The organism is Haematospirillum sp. H4485, from assembly GCF_012102745.1.
Classification (GTDB): domain Bacteria; phylum Pseudomonadota; class Alphaproteobacteria; order Rhodospirillales; family Rhodospirillaceae; genus Haematospirillum.
Window position 1 is genome coordinate 1 of sequence record NZ_JAAVSY010000008.1, and the last position, 18,423, is coordinate 18,423.

General features: G+C 56.6%; 14 protein-coding genes and 1 tRNA gene. 5 read left to right on the top strand and 10 right to left on the bottom strand.

Annotated features, from left to right (window positions below):
• The 8 genes from HEQ61_RS07170 to HEQ61_RS07205 all read right to left on the bottom strand — a co-directional run.
• Positions 1–1,539, bottom strand: a 1,539-nt coding sequence (locus HEQ61_RS07170) for a hypothetical protein (protein ID WP_168020608.1), incomplete at its 3' end; no start/stop codon positions are given.
• 111 nt (positions 1,540–1,650) lie between these two features.
• Positions 1,651–3,030, bottom strand: coding sequence for an HlyD family type I secretion periplasmic adaptor subunit (locus HEQ61_RS07175; RefSeq protein WP_168020606.1), 1,380 nt, complete (start codon positions 3,028–3,030; stop codon positions 1,651–1,653).
• Positions 2,996–5,278: a peptidase domain-containing ABC transporter gene (locus HEQ61_RS07180; protein ID WP_168020604.1), complete on the bottom strand. Its 2,283-nt coding sequence runs from the start codon at positions 5,276–5,278 to the stop codon at positions 2,996–2,998. Before HEQ61_RS07180 ends, HEQ61_RS07175 begins: the two co-directional genes overlap by 35 nt.
• Positions 5,275–6,981, bottom strand: a complete 1,707-nt coding sequence (locus HEQ61_RS07185) for a peptidase domain-containing ABC transporter (RefSeq protein WP_168020602.1) — start codon at positions 6,979–6,981, stop codon at positions 5,275–5,277. The genes HEQ61_RS07180 and HEQ61_RS07185 overlap by 4 nt, the downstream gene beginning before the upstream one ends.
• 214 nt (positions 6,982–7,195) lie before the next feature.
• Positions 7,196–7,280, bottom strand: a tRNA-Leu gene (locus HEQ61_RS07190).
• Positions 7,281–7,470: 190 nt separating this feature from the next.
• Positions 7,471–7,812: a phasin family protein gene (locus tag HEQ61_RS07195; protein ID WP_168020600.1), complete on the bottom strand. Its 342-nt coding sequence runs from the start codon at positions 7,810–7,812 to the stop codon at positions 7,471–7,473.
• A gap of 193 nt (positions 7,813–8,005) precedes the next feature.
• On the bottom strand, positions 8,006–10,639 hold the full coding sequence (alaS, locus tag HEQ61_RS07200; RefSeq protein ID WP_168020598.1) for an alanine--tRNA ligase: 2,634 nt from the start codon (positions 10,637–10,639) through the stop codon (positions 8,006–8,008).
• 90 nt (positions 10,640–10,729) lie between these two features.
• Entirely contained in the window at positions 10,730–11,794 is a 1,065-nt protein-coding gene (locus tag HEQ61_RS07205; protein WP_168020597.1) for a threonine aldolase family protein, read from the bottom strand.
• Between the two features lie 327 nt (positions 11,795–12,121).
• Here HEQ61_RS07205 and HEQ61_RS07210 point away from each other — a divergent pair, with 327 nt between their 5' ends.
• The 5 genes from HEQ61_RS07210 to ppa all read left to right on the top strand — a co-directional run bounded on the left by HEQ61_RS07210 (position 12,122) and on the right by ppa (position 15,988).
• The gene (locus tag HEQ61_RS07210; RefSeq protein WP_168020596.1) at positions 12,122–13,033 is read left to right on the top strand and encodes an ABC transporter ATP-binding protein; all 912 of its coding nucleotides are present in this window, start codon (positions 12,122–12,124) and stop codon (positions 13,031–13,033) included.
• Positions 13,034–13,088: 55 nt separating this feature from the next.
• Positions 13,089–13,838, top strand: a complete 750-nt coding sequence (locus HEQ61_RS07215; RefSeq protein ID WP_322099217.1) for a transporter substrate-binding domain-containing protein — start codon at positions 13,089–13,091, stop codon at positions 13,836–13,838.
• Positions 13,839–13,904: 66 nt separating this feature from the next.
• Positions 13,905–14,576, top strand: coding sequence for an ABC transporter permease (locus HEQ61_RS07220; protein WP_168020595.1), 672 nt, complete (start codon positions 13,905–13,907; stop codon positions 14,574–14,576).
• 12 nt (positions 14,577–14,588) lie between these two features.
• Positions 14,589–15,314 (top strand): ABC transporter permease, encoded by a 726-nt coding sequence (locus tag HEQ61_RS07225; RefSeq protein ID WP_168020594.1) that lies wholly within the window; start codon positions 14,589–14,591, stop codon positions 15,312–15,314.
• A gap of 140 nt (positions 15,315–15,454) precedes the next feature.
• Positions 15,455–15,988, top strand: a complete 534-nt coding sequence (gene ppa, locus HEQ61_RS07230; protein WP_168020593.1) for an inorganic diphosphatase — start codon at positions 15,455–15,457, stop codon at positions 15,986–15,988.
• An 87-nt stretch (positions 15,989–16,075) separates the two neighbouring features.
• Here ppa and phoU read toward each other — a convergent pair whose 3' ends face one another.
• The gene (gene phoU / locus HEQ61_RS07235; RefSeq protein WP_168020592.1) at positions 16,076–16,780 is read right to left on the bottom strand and encodes a phosphate signaling complex protein PhoU; all 705 of its coding nucleotides are present in this window, start codon (positions 16,778–16,780) and stop codon (positions 16,076–16,078) included.
• 85 nt (positions 16,781–16,865) lie between these two features.
• Positions 16,866–18,419 carry a sensor histidine kinase gene (locus HEQ61_RS11515; RefSeq protein ID WP_168020591.1) on the bottom strand — a complete coding sequence of 518 codons (1,554 nt, stop codon included), beginning with the start codon at positions 18,417–18,419 and terminating at the stop codon, positions 16,866–16,868.
• Between the last annotated feature and the right edge of the window lie 4 nt (positions 18,420–18,423).

Sequence of the window (18,423 nt, forward strand, 5' to 3'; positions counted from 1 at the left end):
GGACGTGTCAACAAGGGAAACCGGCTGGATCCCAAGGGAAACAACCGTGTCCTCTTGCGTTGTCACAGGATCGGACCCAGCCCTCAGGTCCGGTACATCAATAACCGGCGTCACATTGACCGCGACAGGAACATCAACGGTTTTCGTGACCGCATTGCCACCGCCCTCCGGCGTGTCAACAACCGTCGCCCTGACCCTCGCCGTGAAAGCGCCGCTCCAATTCTCCGGCGGGCGCACCGCAAGCGTGCCAACCTTGCTGGCAGCAACAGCATGGCTCGTGTCCGGACCGCCGGATGTCGCAAGCGGCGTAAACACGTCCCCGGCCAGCGTCCCGAGGACCGCACCCGCGGGCAAACCGGACACACTCACCGAAAGCGTCTCGGACGTGTCAACAAGGGAAACCGGCTGGATCCCAAGGGAAACAACCGTGTCCTCTTGCGTTGTCACAGGATCGGACCCAGCCCTCAGGTCCGGTACATCAATAACCGGCGTCACATTGACCGCGACACCGGCGGTACGAACGGCAGACGATGGGGCACCTGCATCTGTCGACGTCGCCGTGACCGTCGCCCTAAAAGCGCCGCTCCAATGCGCAGGAACCTTCACCGCAGCCGTTCCGACCTGCGTCTCGTCCAGTGTCCCGCCAGGCACCGCAACGAAGGTGCCGTTACCGTCACGATAACCGACCTGCGTCCCGGCCGGAGCATCCGTCAGGCTGATCGCAAACGTCGTCGCTTCCTTGCCGTCCTTTTCCGTAAAGGAAATGCTCAGCGGCACAACCGCACCAGCTGCCGTTTCCGCAACCGGAACCGGCTCAACCTTCAAATCCGAAAGACCATCCGAAACAGGCACAATATCCGCATGCTGCTCCTCAGTCGGCAGGACAACGGCATCCAAGATCTCTGGCTCCAGAGTCTCTTCAACAAGCGCATCGCTCTCTTCGCCGTCAGGCTGAGTATACTCCTCATCCGAATCCCGACGCCGACGGTCACCACGCCAGGCGGTTATTTCTTGATCTTCAACAGAAACAGATTCATCCGTGCCATCAGCGTCTTCGTTATCTTCGCCCTCAGTCTCCACAAGCTCGGAGCGTTGCTCCTGACGCTCCACCGAGACTTCCGAACGGTCTACAGATACGGATCCAGACTGCGCTTGCGTGACAACTTCACCCCCGGTCTCCTGAATATCGGAGACCTGCCGGCGCTCTTCCAACCCTGAAGAGGTAACCAGCGTTTCTTCGTCATCAGAGATATAACCGTTCACATCCGCATCGCGACGGCTGCCGGTATGGGTCGTTGCATGGCTCGTCAGATTGCGTTCCGAACGATTCTGTTCTTGGCTGTCATCATTGGCTTCACGCGCAATGGCATCCAACGGATCATCCGTTTCGTCATCACCCGCGACACGCGGTCTGAGATCTGCAACATCACCAGACAGAACAGCATCAAAGAGGTCAGCCTGCCCAGACACAGAAGACACACCCGGAGTAACGTTCTCTACCTCTTCAGGCAGAACCACCGTAGAGTTCTTGTCTGTCATACGAACCTCTTCAAAACAACAGATTGATACCAAGGCCGCTGCCCCGTGCAACGGTTGCAGCAAGCCTTAATGTGTATACGTGTTTTGGAAACCCGTACAGAGCTGTGTTTCTCAGCGCTCTGTGAAGGCTTGGGTTGCCGCTACGTAGATTGGTTTCAGGAGATACTCAATCAGCGTCTTTTCGCCGGTCAAGATATCAGCCTGCACAACCATGCCAGGCAAGAGCCTGTTGTGGATCTTTCCGATCCAGTTCTGGGACAAACGGATACGAGCCTTGTAATAAGGTTGTCCCTGTTCATCAAAAAATGTTGTGGCCGATATTAATTCCAAGGTTCCATCAATGCTTCCGTAACGAGCGTAATCAAAAGCCGTTACCTTGACCCGCACGGTCTGACCAACCTCAACCGCGCCAATGTCTTTTGTTGCTATACGGGACTCGACAACCATCTCTCCCGCACCGGGCACAATTTCGGCCAATAATTGCCCGGGCGTTACCACCTCGCCGGCATGCCTGACAGCAAGCCCCTTGATCACGCCATCAGACGGAGCCGTAACCGTCAGCCGATTCACCTTGTCACGGGCACGCCCCAAGGCTTCCTCAACTTCTGCAAGCTCTGCAGCCACGGCACCAATGCGGTTTACCGTCTCTTCATGGCCACTGCTTTCAAGCTCCATCAACTGCTGCGTCACTTCGGCGATACTGCCGCGAACACTTTCCAGCTGCCCCTGCATCCGGGACTGCTCTGCCTGCCGGCCGGCAAGCTCCCGCTCCGCACGCAACATGCTGATCTTGGAGCCAATCCCCTGCTGGAAAAGACGACGATAAACATCCCGTTCCTGCGAGAGGGCCGAAACTTCCTTGGCGCTGGACTGAAGCTGCTGAACCAGGCCTGCCTCTTCCGCTTTGCGCTGCCCCAGCCGGCTTTGCAGAACAGATCTTCTGTCCTTCAGGGAACGAATCTGCGCCGCAAGAATGGCCTGCTGATCTTCCCCGATAGAAGCAAAGTTGCCCCCGGACAAAGATGACAAGTCCACATCCTCTCCCGCTGCAAAGGCACGCAACCGCCCGAGCTGGAACTCCAGAAAGGCACGACGCGTCAGCAACTGACCTTGCTCTGCCTCAAAGGCAGCTGGATCAAGACGCAACAACAGCTGGCCCATGGATACGTGATCGCCTTCCTGCACCAGAACCTCACGGACAATACCGCCCTCGAAGTGCTGGATCTTCAGTACAGGATCAACAGGCACAACCTGACCGGACGTCACCGCCGTCTCGGCAACCGGCTGTGTAGAAGCCCAAACGGTAAATGCAAAAACAATAGCAGCAACGATAAACAGAAGCCCGCGACGATGGTCGCTGATATCTTCTTCCAAGTGCACGACATGGGCCTGAGGACGCTGCCGACGGCGGCCACGCTCAACAACCGGATGCGCTATTGCTGTTTGCACTACCTTGTCAGGGGCCATTGTCAGGCTTCTGTCCTTTTCCATCACTCTTTTCTGCCTGCTCCACGGGGGGAGCCGGCCGGGAGGGCGTCAGCGATTCAACATCCACAAAACGCACAACCTGACCATCACGCAGCTCCAGAAGCTTGTCTGCAAGCCGGACATGGCTGGGACGATGCGTCACCACAACAACCGTAACCCTGCCCTGCAAGCGGCGGATCACGTTCATCAAAGCCTCGTCACCGGCAGCATCCAACCCACCTGCCGGTTCATCCAGAAGAACGATCGGCGCATCCTTGCGCATCAGAACCCTGGCAAGGGCTATGCGGGTCCGCACACTGGGAGAGGCAACTTTCTGGTCACCAAACCGCGTTTCCAGACCATCGGGCAGCTCCCTCAGGTCATCAGCCAAACCAACCAGACCGGCTACCTCCTGAATATCAGCCAAGGACGCCGACGGGTCAGCCAGCTGGATATTCTGGATCACCGTACCCCGAAAGATCTCCGGCTCTTCCGGGCACCAGGCAATAACCCTTCTGTACTCCAGCGGATCAAAGCGACGGATATCCATACCATCAACTTTGACCATGCCGGTCTGGCCTTTGAGAACACCGGCCAACGCCTTGATCAGGGTCGACTTGCCAGCACCATTCCGACCAACAACGGCGACCACCTCACCAGGCTTCACTTCAAAGCTGACACCAAGCAGGGCCGGTTCACTATCCTGGCTGTAACGCAGACTGAAGCGACTGACCTGTATGCTACCACCCAGTTCACGCACTGGCCGAACCAAGGCATGAGGCGGACGCTCGGGTATCATCTCCATCAGCCGGTCGATCTGGCGGATACTGGAATGCACCTGCTCGGAACGAGCCAGCACCATAAACCCGGCCTGGAACGGCGCCAAGGCGCGCCACAACAGGATCATCGAGGCAATAAGCCCACCCGTGGACATCACACCGGCAAGGACAGCCACAGCGCCAAACCACAACGTGGCAACGCCACACAACATGACAACGCCCTGGGCGGCAACAGCCAAGAAAGCAACCGTCTGGTTGGTCCCGAAATTAGCCTGCGCTGCCCGCGCAGAGCGAATGCGATAACGGTTCAACCATACAGAGAACGCACCCGTCGTACGCAACAGCCGGTGAAGGCGCACCGCCTCAATAGCAAGCTCCTGCCTGTTTGAGGTCGCCCGCGCAGCTTCGGCTACCTGACGGCGCAAGGGCTCTCTGGCCAGAAAACCCATAGCAACAAGTACAAGAGCACCAATTGTCGGGACCAGCCCAAGCCAGCCAGCCAGAATGTACATGCTGGCGATTACCAGAACCGAGAAGGGTACGTCAAGGACAGACTGGGCGCTCTGCCCGGTCAAAAACTCACGTACCGTGTCGAAGTCCTTGACCCTGGACACTTGTGCACCAACGCTGGCCCCTTCTGTAACACTTGGCGGAAGATATAAAAGGCGCTCGAAAACAGCCCGCCCGACCAGAATATCGATTCGCGCGCCGACTCGAGCCAGCAACCTTGTACGCAAGGATCGGGCACCAAGCTCACCTGTCAGGGCAACAATCATGACCAGGACAAGAGACCCCAAGGTAGAAAGCGACCCAGATGATATGTACCTATCATAGATCGCCATCACATACAGCGGGGATGTAATCGCCAGCAACGTGATAACAGCTGTCAGGGCAAGGGCAATCCACAGATGGGGACGAAACCGCATCAGGATGCCACCCAGCCACGACCCTTCCCGCAAGGAAGAAGCCCGGGCATCAGGATCTTCAATCGCCTGGAAGACAAGGGCAACGCCAGGGTTCACGTCATCAATAACCTGAACACCATAACCGGGCATGAAAACATGCAAGCCATCGTGTTCCCGGGACAGAACAACACAGGCATCCGCATCGTCAGGGAGAAAAAGACAGGGCAGTTCCCGGTCCGGGATGGATGAAACAACCCCGACCCTCAGAACACTGGAGAAACCGAGATCAACCATGGTCCGGCGCAGACCGGTCAAGTCCAGGGGACCTCCGAAGTAAGGCAGGGACTCAATCAAGTGGCGAGTATCCCCGTCCCAACCCAACGCACGTAGAAGAACAGGCAGACAAAGCCCCAGGTCATTGCGGGTCAGCAATGACTCGTCGGGAAGCTCCAGCGGACGGGAACGGTAGCGTACCGGCCCCGCACCTGTAGCATCAGGGCCAGTCTCTTCTGGCGACACCCTGACTCCTATCCCCTTGTTCATGCTGTAGCCATCGACAACATCACCATCGGATATGACCACGCTCACGCCCCCTGTTCCGGAGGAACCGCGCGGACCACACCATCTGGGCCCGGTAATGGAACCAGACGACCAGCAACCAGTTCATAATGACGCTGGGCTATTTTCAATGTCGATGGCCTGTGACTCACAATGACAAAAGCGCGATCCTTCATCCGACGCTGCATGGCCTGCATCAGCAGCTGGTCCGAAGCTCCATCCAGAAGCGTATTCGCATCATCGAAAAGAATAACAGCAGGATCGAGAGCCAATATCCTTGCAATCGATATTCTCTGGATAACCCCGCGGGGCAAGGCACTGCCGATACGACCACCCAGCGGAGCATCAAACCCCTGGGCCAAGGACGCAGCAAATTCATTCAAGCCAAGCTCTTCAGCCACAGCAAGGGCTGTACGCTCCCTTTCGTGATCAAAAAGCGTCAGATTTTCCAGAAAAGTACCGGCAACAAGTTCGCCATGCTCGCCAAGAAAACCGGTCGCCTGCCACAGATCATCCCGACGCACATTGGCAAGATCCTGCCCATCAACCAGAACACGCCCCTGCTCGGGAACAAGATGACCTGTCATCAACCATAGCAACAGGGACTTTCCGCTGCCATTAGCACCACGAATGCTGATGGAATCCCCCGGACGCAAAGTAAGGGACACAGAATCAAGAAGCCATGATCCATCAGGCCTCCGCCCATAACAGACGTTGTCCAGTGTCAGAACCCCCTTGTCGATGACCAAGGGATCTTTGTCCTCATCCAAGGCAATGGCAAACGTTTCGGCAACCCTCTGCTCTGCCATCGTATTGCTTTGACGGCGGAGCCAAACAGACAAAGCCGCCTGCACAGGGGGGGCAATGCGCCCGGCCAGCATAGTGCAGGCCCCCAGACTCCCGACTGTCATCTGATGGTCCACAACCAGCATGGCTCCAAAGGCAACCGTCCCGACTGTCAAAGCCTGGGTAAAGATAGCCCCCAGCATCTGGACGGCTCCCTGACGAATAGCCAGGATGTGGCGCCCACTTATGGCATTCTCCAGGAGACGTTCAAAACGCCTGAGCATCTGCGCCTCGGCAGAGAGAGCCTTGACCGTCTGGATGCCTGACAGAGTCTCCAACATGAAATTGAAGCGACGCTCATACTGCTCACCCGTTTCTTCGGTGGCAGAACGCAGCTTGTCCCCCTGGTGCAGGGACACCATGACAAACACAGCCGTCATCAGGATGGGCACGAAAACAAGCCACCCGCCCAGGAAGAGAATAACAAACAAAAATATCCCTATAAAAGGCAAGTCAGCCAAGGCCAACAGCATCCGTCCACCATGGAAGTCACGCAGCTTGTCCACTGATGACAGACGCTCCAGATGAGTCCCCCCCCCGTCTTTCTCGAAGCGAGACATGGGCAGGGACAAGAGCCTGCGCAAACTTTCATAATGGCCACGATGTTCAAAGCGGGCCGACACAAGACCGGCCAATCCCTCTCTCAAGGTGCGCAAGAGCATTTCCAGGATCAAGGCGCTGATAACACCCAATGCCAGAAGATCAAGGGTTGCCATATTATGATTAGGCAAAATGCGATCATAGATCTGCAGCATTGACAGCGGCAATGCCAAGGCAACTACATTGATAAAGAAAGAAGACAGGAACAATTCGACAAGATGGCGCTGTCCGGACACAAGATGGGCCGGATCCGACGCGCGATGGAAAGCGGGTGCCTGACCTGCCATAATTGCCTGTCCCCTGCCGGACTCTCCCGACACTCCTGCCATACCTGAGCCAATACAACTTTTCGACTATGCATAAACAACCAAAGATAAACGTGTCCTGAATACACCGAAATTTCAACCAAAAGAATTTACAACTCTTCTATTCCCCATCAAAAGTAATCTTTGCGCCTCTTCAGCGGCCTACATTATCCTTTATTATCACATAGAAAGACAATGGTGGGGACGGCGGGACTTGAACCCGCAAGACCATAGGTCGGACGATTTTAAGTCGTCAGTGTTTACCATTTCACCACGTCCCCGGAGAAATGGACCCCACCCTAGACGCTCCCGGCCAAAGGCTCAAGCATCTTATTGCACCAGAAGGGAACTACCGATTCCATAGGGACAACACAGAGCATGTCCAACAGAAAACAATGTAGGCTGAAAAACAAAAAGCCGGCCGGAGAAACCCCGGCCGGGCATCAAGGAAAGAACTCAGGGATAATGCGTTCAGACCATGGTCTCAACCGCATTCTTGTAACGCGCCTGGATTGGCTCAAGCGCCGAACGGGCCACAATGGCACCCATCTCGGACAACTTCGAAGACTGGGCCACAGCCTTGTCCCAGCTCTCCCGCGCCAACTGCTGCTGCACGCGCGCCATATCATCCGGATTCTTGCAGGAAGCCAAGGCCTTGCTACCTTGGACAGCAACCTCAAGTGTCTTTCCGGTATAACCGAAAACTTCCTTGGCAATCTCCTCCACTCCGGCGGCCAGACGGTTCCCGGATTGGACAAAAGCATCAACGTTGGCCTTGTTGAAACTTACAACGTCATCAAATGACCTGAACATCGGACCCTCCCGGGGGCATTCGCAGGCATAGCCCAGAACAAATCAGGACCAAGCCTTATAGAGGAAGACAGTTCACACTGCACCGCAGCATGAGACAAAAGTGCCCCCTCTTACCCTAAAAGTCAAGACCGGAATTGTGCTGCGCAGCAGAGGGGCAGATTGCCCTGCTTTCAGGTGCCATTTTCTCGCCTTCTCAGCCAGCAAGGCTGGACCGGATCGCGTCCAGCGCTGCCCCGGAAGCAGCACCATCCGGTCCCCCGGCCTGGGCCATGTCGGGACGACCACCGCCTCCCTTGCCGCCAACAACAGACGAACCAGCCCGAACCAGATCTACGGCATTGAAACGACTGGCCAGATCGGGGGAGACAGCCACAACCAGACTCGCCTTTCCTTCAAAGGACGAAGCCAAGGCAACAACTCCCGATCCAATCTGGCGCATAAGGTCATCGGCAATCCCCTTGAGGTCCTTGCCAGGCACATCATCCAACAGCCGTGACACGAAAGAGATACCATCAACCGTCACTGGCTCAACCCCTTGCCCACCTGCTCCACCCCCAAGAGCAGCCTTCCGACGCAGGTCTTCCAGCTCACGTTCAAGCCGGCGACGTTCCTCTACCAGCGCGGCAACACGATCCGGAACCTCTGCGGGAGCAGCCTTCAGCGCCTCAGCAGCCTTGGACAACAGCCCCTCGCGGACAGAAATCCAGTCCAGAGCCCCCCGACCGGTGACCGCCTCGATCCGGCGCACACCGGCACCAACCGCACTTTCGGACACGATCCGCAACAAACCAATATCGCCGGTACGGTTAACATGCGTGCCGCCGCACAGCTCCGTTGACACATCCCCCATACTGACAACACGCACCTCATCACCGTACTTCTCACCAAACAAGGCCATAGCACCAGCCTTGATAGCGGAATCAGGATCCATCAGACGGGTGACAACCTCGACATTGGCCCGGATTGCCGCGTTGACATCAGCCTCGACAACGGCAATCTCCGCAGCGGTCACCGCACGGGGATGCGCAATGTCAAAGCGCAGACGATCAGCATCAACCAAAGACCCCTTCTGGGTAACATGTTCCCCAAGCCGCCGGCGCAAGGCTGTGTGCAGCAGGTGCGTGGCCGAATGATTGGCCCGGATGGCCAGGCGGGTTTCCGTATCCACTTTCAGGAATACGGCACCACCAACCGCAAGCGCTCCTTCGTCCACAACGCCGGTATGTACAATCAGATCACCCAGCTTCTTCTGGGTATCAGTTACGGATACGCGCCCCGTACCCTCGACAAGAGCAATGACCCCACGGTCACCGACCTGGCCACCGGATTCGCCGTAAAACGGGCTTTGATTCACCACAACAGAAACGGTTTGCCCCGCTTCGGCACGGTCCACACGCTTGCCATCGACAAGCAGGGCCAGGATCTTGCCCTCGGCCTCATCGGTGGCATACCCCAGAAACTCGGTTGCCCCGACGCTCTCACGCAGTTCGAACCAGACAGCATCGGTTGCCGCCTCACCCGAACCAGCCCAGGACTTGCGCGCCTTCTCACGCGCTTGGTCCATGGCTGTATGGAAGCCGTCCAGATCAACGGTATACCCCTCGCCACGCAGGGCGTCCTGGGTCAGGTCCAGCGGGAAGCCATAAGTATCGTACAGGGTAAAGGCAACACCACCGGGCAAGGTCCCACCAGAGGGCAGACGCTCTTTCTCCGCATCCAGCAGACGCAGGCCACGCTCCAGCATCTGGCGGAAACGGGTTTCTTCCAGACGCAGGGTCTCGACAATCAGGGCATGGGCACGCTCCAGCTCATGGAATGCCAGGCCCATGGCCCGCAGCAAGGCGGGCACAAGACGGTACATGACCGGTTCCCGGCATCCCATGATATGGGCATGACGCATGGCCCGGCGCATAATCCGGCGCAGGACATAACCCCGCCCCTCGTTGGACGGCAGAACACCATCGGCAATCAGGAAGCATGCCGCACGCAGGTGATCGGCGATCACACGGTGACTTACCTTGTGCGGACCATCCGGATCCGTATTGGCAACATCGGCCACGGCTTCGATCAGGCCACGCATCAGATCAATATCGTAATTATCGTGCTTGCCCTGAAGAATGGCGGCAAAGCGTTCCAGACCCATCCCCGTATCAATGGACGGTCGGGGCAGATTGATCCGGGTTTCGGCATCAACCTGTTCAAATTGCATGAAAACCAGGTTCCAGATTTCGATAAAACGGTCGCCATCCTGATCAGCGCTGCCAGGAGGACCACCGGCAATACCCGGACCATGGTCAAAGAAGATTTCCGAACACGGACCACACGGACCCGTCTCCCCCATCATCCAGAAATTATCCATCGTTGGAATGCGAATGATACGGCTGTCCGGCAGACCTGATATGCGACGCCACAAACCGGCGGCGTCCTCGTCCGAAGTGTGCACCGTCACCAGAAGCCGGTCAGCAGGCAGACCAAACTCACGGGTCACCAGCGTCCAGGCATGATGGATGGCCTCTTCCTTGAAATAATCACCGAAAGAGAAATTTCCCAGCATTTCAAAGAAGGTGTGATGACGGGCTGTATACCCCACATTGTCGAGATCGTTGTGCTTTCCCCCTGCCCGAACACACTTCTGCGAACTGGCCGCCCGCGTCCATGGGCGCGTTTCCTGACCGGTAAAGACATTCTTGAACTGCACCATCCCCGCATTGGTGAACATCAGCGTCGGATCATTACGGGGCACCAGGGGGCTTGACTCAACGATCTGGTGGCCATGACGACCAAAATAGTCAAGAAAAGTGGCACGGATATCATTGGTTGTCTTCATGGGGGTACTTCTTCAGACTGGGGCGCAGCGGACGTTCATAATCCTGAATGGCCAGTTCTAGGACGACGTGGAGACGCTGTAAAGACGGAGTCAACCAACACCGGACAGAGACCCGGAAAGGGTCTGCACCATTTCCAAGACACTGTCTACATCCTCGACGCTGGTGGCAAAGGAACAAACCATACGGACAACATCAGGCCCAAGGTCCGACCATGGGCAGAAACCAATACCGGAGGCCGAGAGCGCATCGGCCATGCCCGGAGCCAGGCGCACAAAGACCTCGTTAACCTGAACCGGCATGACAAGTTCCACACCCGGGAGATCACCAAGACCAGCAGCAAGGCGCGCGGCCATGGCGTTGGCATTGTATGCATTGCGTAGCCAAAGGCCATCATCCAGCATCGCTTCCAGCTGGGCACTCACAAAACGGCTCTTGCTGAGAAGGTGGCCGGTCCGCTTCAGAAGATGCCCGAAGGTGTCCGCATGCCGGGGATCAAAGAACAAAACAGCCTCTGCCGCCCATGCCCCGTTCTTGGTTGCCCCGAATGACAAGGCGTCCACCCCGGCCCTCCAAGTCATATCCGCCGGAGAAACACCCGTCGCCATAACGGCATTGGCAAAACGTGCACCGTCCATGTGCACAGCCATTCCCAAGCACCGGGCAACGGAGCATACAGCCTCGATCTCATCAAGGCTGTAAACCGTTCCAAGTTCGGTAGCCTGCGTCAGGGTCACAGCCGCAGCCCTGGCACGATGAATTCCATGGGAAGAGGAACGGGAAAAGGCCACCTCCACGCCTTCGGGTGACAGTTTAGCCTGCTCTCCCGGAACGGGAATCAACTGGACCCCACCACCCAAAACCGTCGGCGCAGCAGCCTCATCACCCATTACATGGCTGTCCTGCTGACAGATAATACTGCCCCAGGGCGGACACAGGGCAGACAGGGACAAGCTGTTGGCAGCGGTTCCCGTTATAACCGGCCACATGACCAGATCAGGCTTCTCGAACACTTCCCGGAAGGAATCCTGGGCCCGGGCTGTCCAGTCATCAGCGCCATAGCCAGCTGCACTGCCAACCGATGCCACCGTCAAGGCATGCAGGATCTCCGGCGAACAGCCATCAACATTGTCAGACGTCAAATTTATGTTTTTCATGCCCAGGCACCCGACCACACCCTTAAATCCGTGGGAAACGTACAGGACTGCCGTACTTCCAGGCAACAAGGATCACAGAGGAGCGAACGGACATGAATTAACATAATGATGTAAATTTTCGTCATTATGACGGATATAACTACAAATATGATGCACAAAGACGACAAGAACATCCCAGAATGATGACTGAAAGATAAATACATGTAGAAGGATGCGATATAATGAGCATCATGGAGAGAGAAGCAACACGATAAACTATGCAATGAAGCCTGAAAGGCGGATCAATGTGAATAAAACAAGCCGCAATTCAAGGACTTTGCGAATCAAATGAAAACAAACATTCTTGACAAGATCTGCAAACTGGCACAGAACAAGCCCTCTTCTGCAATTCCGGGGCACAAGCAAGACCATTGCGCTCCGGCTCCCGCTGTCGAGGATACGGTGCAAAGTGAAGCGATCCCCGGTGACAACAGGGCTGTTGCCCTGGTTGCCGACAATATCCACAAGAGCTACCATGGACTGGAGGTCCTGAAGGGCGTTTCCCTTACAGCTCTTGAAGGCGATGTCATCTCTGTCATTGGCTCCTCGGGGTCGGGAAAAAGCACGTTCCTGCGATGCCTGAACCTGCTGGAAGTGCCGGATTCAGGTACGATCCGCATTGGGGAAGAAGAAATCCGCATGCGCCCCGACCGTAACGGGGGCATGGCTGTTGCCAGCGAACGACAGGTGACCGCACTGCGACGCCGCTTGGGCTTTGTCTTCCAGAACTTCAACCTGTGGCCACACATGACCATTCTGGAGAATGTGTCCGAAGGCCCTGTCCAGGTTCTCGGCCTCTCCCGGCGAGAGGCAAATGAAAAGGCTGAAGCTCTTCTGGCCAAGGTGGGTATTGCAGACAAGCGTCACGTACACCCGTCCCATCTTTCCGGTGGGCAGCAGCAACGGGCGGCCATAGCCAGGGCCATGGCGATGGATCCGCAGGTTATCCTGTTCGACGAACCAACCAGTGCCCTGGACCCCGAGCTGGTGGCAGAGGTGCTTGGTGTCATGCGTGGACTGGCCGAGGAAGGCCGGACAATGCTGGTTGTCACACACGAAATGAGCTTTGCCCGTGATGTTTCGAACCGGGTTGTCTTCCTGCACCAGGGGCGGATAGAAGAAGAGGGACATCCATCTCAGGTCATGACCAACCCATCATCACCCCGGCTGCGTCAGTTCCTTTCCAGCCACCTGTCCTGAGCGGCATAATAAAAACAGTCAATCATAACCCCGAAAACGCAAGGAGGGTGCTCTCGTGGAAAAAATTGTCAGCTGTATCATGGCGGCGGTTCTTGCTTTTGCGTCTGCATCCGGCGCTGTTGCTGCCGAAAAGATCCGCATTGTAACCGAGGGAACCTACCCCCCGTTCAGCAGCGTCAACGGCAAGGGAGAGTTGGTCGGCTTTGATGTCGATATTGCCAAGGCCCTGTGCAAAACCATGAAGGCGGAGTGTGAAATTGTCACCCAGAACTGGGATGGCATTATCCCCGGCCTTATGGCACGAAAGTACGATGCAGTCATTGCCTCAATGTCGATTACTGAAGAACGCAAGAAAGCAGTTGATTTCACAAGCCCTTACTACTCGAACAAGCTACAGTTCAGTGGTCCGAAGAGCAAGCCGCTGGATATCTCCAGGGCAGGCCTGCGGGGGAAGACTATTGGTGCCCAACGCGCGACATTTGCGGCAATCTGGTTTGAACAGAACTACAAGGGCGTGGACCTGAAGCTCTATGCCGGCCAGGAAGAAGTCTTTTCCGATATGGCATCCGGACGCTTGGATGGCATCATCGCCGATGTTTATGTCACCTATGACTGGCTGCAGTCGAAAATGGGGGAAAAATTCGAGTTCAAGGGTCCGGTCCTTTACGATGGTGACAAGGTCGGCATTGCCGTGCGCAAGGGGGATGCCCTGCGTGAACGCCTGAACAGCGCCCTCAAGACCATTCGCGAGAATGGAACCTACGCAAAGATCAACGCGCGTTACTTCCCGTTTGACATCTACTGATACCCACCACGGTGGCCTGCCGCTTTGTGACAGAAGCAAAGGCCGCCAACCGTAGAGGATTGTATCTTGCTATACGGCTTTGGCCTACAACTCCTGGAAGGTCTTCTCGTGACCGTGCAGGTCTCTGTGGTTTCTGTGTGCATTGGTATTGTGTTGGGCATGGCCGGCGGAACGGCCAAGGTCTATGGCCCTGCGCCCCTGCGGGGACTGGCTGAGCTCTATACAATCGTTCTGCGCGGATTACCGGAACTGCTGGTCGTCCTTCTGGTCTACTATGGTGGTTCGTGGCTGCTGGGCCTGATTCCGGGGTGGCCCCTGGAACTGAAACCTTTTGCGGCCGGATGCCTGGCACTGGCCACAACCTTTGGCGCCTATGCCACCGAAGTTTTCCGTGGTGCCCTCCAATCAATCCCCAAGGGGCAGATCGAAGCCGGTACGGCTATAGGATTGGGGCGCTTTCTTGTATTCCGTCGCATTATCCTGCCCCAGGTCTGGAGGCTGGCCCTTCCCGGACTGGGGAACCTGTTCCTCGTTCTGCTGAAGGACAGCGCCCTGGTCTCTGTCATCGGTGTGCACGACCTTATGTACAAGGCCGACATGGCCCGTACCGCAACACGGGATTCCTTTACCATGTTTTCTGCAGCCGCTGCCCTGTACCTGCTGCTGACAGCGGTTACAACCGCCGTACTCCATGTCCTCGAAAAAAGGACATACCACGGCATCCGCCGCCCTGCCTGAGGTTTTACGACCATGGACTTCAGCCTTGACCTGATGATCTCAAGCCTGCCGCACCTGCTTGACGGCGCGGTTCTGACAGCAGAGCTGGTGACACTTTCAGTCATCATCGGCTTTTTCATTGCCGTGCCGGTGGGTGTGTTGCGCAGCATCGGGGGGCCTTGGTGGATACAGGCTCTTCCGTGGTCCTACATCTTTTTCTTCCGCGGGACTCCGTTGCTGATCCAGATCTTCCTGATCTACTACGGGCTCAGCCAGTTTGAAGCTGTTCGTGACAGTCTGTTGTGGCCCCTGTTGCGGGATTCATACTGGTGCGCCCTGATCGCCTTCACCCTGAATACGGCGGCTTACTCTGCGGAAATACTGCGTGGAAGTATCGTTGCCGTGCCAGCTGGCGAGGTTGAGGCAGCCCACGCCGTGGGGATGACGCGTCGACAGGTCATCTGGCGTATTGTCCTGCCAAGGGCCTGCCGGATGTGTCTGCCTGCCTATGGAAACGAGATCATCTTCCTGATCAAGGGGTCTGCGCTGGCATCCGCCATCACGCTTGCCGAGCTGACGGGAAGTGCAAACATTATTATCGCACGAACTTACAAACCGTTGGAAGTTTTGCTCGCAGCCGGACTGATTTATCTGTTGATGATCTACGGCCTGACACTTGCGCTGAAGATGGTTGAACGGCACCTGTCGATTACGCCACCCCGCCTTCCAATTCGGGCCGAAGATACAGGTCCTGTCTGACACGTACAAAACCAACGGGAAACAGAGACCAATTCCCTGGTGCATCCCGGCCATACTGCCATTAGGATTCACCCGTTCTCATCCAGGTTCGCCACGCAGGCTTTCCTGCTGCAGCAACCGGACAACCGAGGCCATATCAGATGGATATCAAGAAGATCCCTGTCGGAAACAACCCTCCGCATGATGTCAATGTTATTATTGAGATTCCCCTGCGCAGCGACCCGGTCAAATACGAGGTCGACAAGGAAAGCGGAGCCATGTACGTTGACCGCTTCCTGCACACAGCCATGCACTATCCGTGCAATTACGGCTTTATACCGCATACCCTTTCCGATGACAATGACCCGATTGATGTCATGGTGGTGAGCAACATGCCTGTGGCTGTCGGGTCCGTGCTGCGCTCACGCCCTGTCGGGGTCCTGTACATGGAAGATGAGTCCGGCGGGGATGAGAAAATCCTAGCTGTGCCGCATTCGAAACTGCATCCCTATCACGACAACGTGCAGAACTATACAGACCTGCGCTCAACCCTGATCCGGCAGATCGAGCACTTTTTCGTGCATTACAAAGATCTGGAAGAAGGAAAATGGGCAAAGGTCAAGGGCTGGGGTGATGCCGAGGCTGCCGGCCGGGCCATTGCCGAAGCAATCGAACGGGCCAAGCAAAAAGGGTAAGGCGTAGCCGACTCAGACAAAGCAAAAAGAGACATGGCGGCCCTTTATAGGCCGCCGTGTTGCTTTTTACAGTCTTGGAACAGACCCTTACAAACTCATCGAAGAGCTATGGTCCGCCTTGGGGCGCTGCCCGGTCACCTGCTGACCTGTCACAATAAAACAGGTAATCTCGGCCAGATTGGTTGCATGGTCACCAACACGCTCCAGGTTCTTGGCAATAAACATCAGGTGCGTGCACGGTGTGATATTGCGCGGGTCTTCCATCATATAGGTCAGAAGCTCGCGGAACAGGGATGAGTACAGGTCATCAACCTCCCGGTCGCTGTCGCGCACCTTGTGGGCACGGTCTGTATCCTGGGCAAGGAAGGCATCCAGGGATTCCTTGAGAAGGTCGCGCACCAGCCATCCCAAGCGCAGGACGGACCGAATGGCCGGGATATGTGGTGACTGACGCAACACCTCAACACGATGAGCGGTCGAGGTCGCATGGTCGGCAATCCGCTCCAGGGCCGAGGCAACCTTGAGCGACGACATGATCAGGCGGAGATCATCGGCAACCGGCTGACGCAGGGCCAGCAGACGCACAACCTGTTCATTAATGCTATCCTCATCACCGTCAACCTGACCATCAGCACCGATCACACGCGCCGCCAGATCCGTATCGCCCTGCTCCATGGCCTGAAGAGCTGATACCAGCTGTGTTTCCGCCAATCCCCCCATATGGGCAATGGTCTGGTTCAGACGATTGATGTCATGGTCAAACGACCGGACCGTATGCGGATTACCGGGCACAGCCTATACCTCCTCAACAACAAAAACGGCCCACTCCGGGGCGGGGGCGCATCATTGACCAAAAGCACTGCCGGAGCAACGGATGTCAGCCCGTTTTCCCTGTCTGGTGACAATGTTGCTCCATGTAGGGGAGCCATACACTGAAGGCGCTGCCCTGCCCCGGAGTGCTGTCGATATGCAGCGTACCACGATGGCGGTTGACAATATGCTTCACGATAGCCAAGCCCAGCCCGGTTCCACCCAGCTGACGGGAACGAACAGGATCAACGCGGTAGAAACGCTCGGTCAGGCGGGGAATATGCTCACGCGGGATACCAACGCCATGATCCCGTACCGTCAGCGACAGGCAATGATCACGCCCGTTGCGAGGCATGGACGGGGGTGGTTTGCCTCCGACCCTTATCTCGACTGTTACCGGCTTCTTGTCCTGTCCGTAACGGATGGCATTGGTCAGCAGGTTCTGCACGACCTGCGACAATTCGTCAGCATCCCCGGGAACTGGGGGCAGACTGCCCGGAACATCCAGCACCAGGGATATACCACGCTCCTCGGCCTGAGGTTCAAGGACTGCAACCGCATCAGAGGCGACAAGAGCCAAGTTTACGGCTTCTGTCGGGTGGGCGTGCTCATGTAGCTCAACCTGTGACAGGGACATCAGGTCATCAATCAGTCGCTTCATGCGCAGGGCCTGCTGGTACATGATACCAAGAAACCGCTCCCGCGCATCAGGGTCATCACGGGCCGGGCCATTCAGGGTCTCCAGGAACCCGATGACTCCTGTCAAGGGCGTACGCAACTCGTGGCTGGCATTGGCAACAAAGTCAGCCCGCATTTTCTCGGCACGAACCAGAACGGTAACATCGTGAAACAACAAGACAGCCTGTCGGTCACCCTCTGGAGCCGGGACTGGTTCAATTTTCAGATCAAAGTATCGCTCGACCGGGCCAGAAGACACCACAAGGTTCAAGGATCGGGGAACACCGGATTGCAGGGTTCCGGCAACAGCTTCCAGAACCGGCGGATCACGCAGGACTGATGCCAGCGGGCGGTTGACAACATCCTTGGCAAACAACGCACCCGCAGCCGGACTGGCGGTCAGGACAATTTGGTCCTGACCAACCAGAATCAGGGGCTGCGGCATATTGGCAATCAGGGAACCATGCATATTGGCCATGTGCTCGGATTGTCTCAGCCGTTGGCGTATCTCGCTCCTGAGCGTCGCCGCAGCTTGAACAATGTCGCGGCCGGTTTCAGAGAACCGGAGATCCGGCAGGTGATGACTGCCCTCCCCCACGCCATCATCACGCAAACAAGCCGCAACCGCAGCCAGATCAGCCAGAAAAGGCCGCACCAGAACCGTCAGGCCAACCACGATGCAGAGCCAGGACAACAAGGCATCACCGACCGGCAGGCGGCCCAACGTCACAAGGCCAATCAGCACACCCACCGGGGGAACACTGCCAATCAAGGCAACACGAACACAACGGGACAACGAAACGGACCTGTGGGCTTCGGGCATAGTCAATCCTTGATCCGGGGCAGACTGTAAGCATGAAATAGCAACAGTGCCTGCCAGAATACGGGATCCAACAGAATGATCCGGATCGGATTGTCCGGAAAAGAGAAATTTTGGTGACACTTTC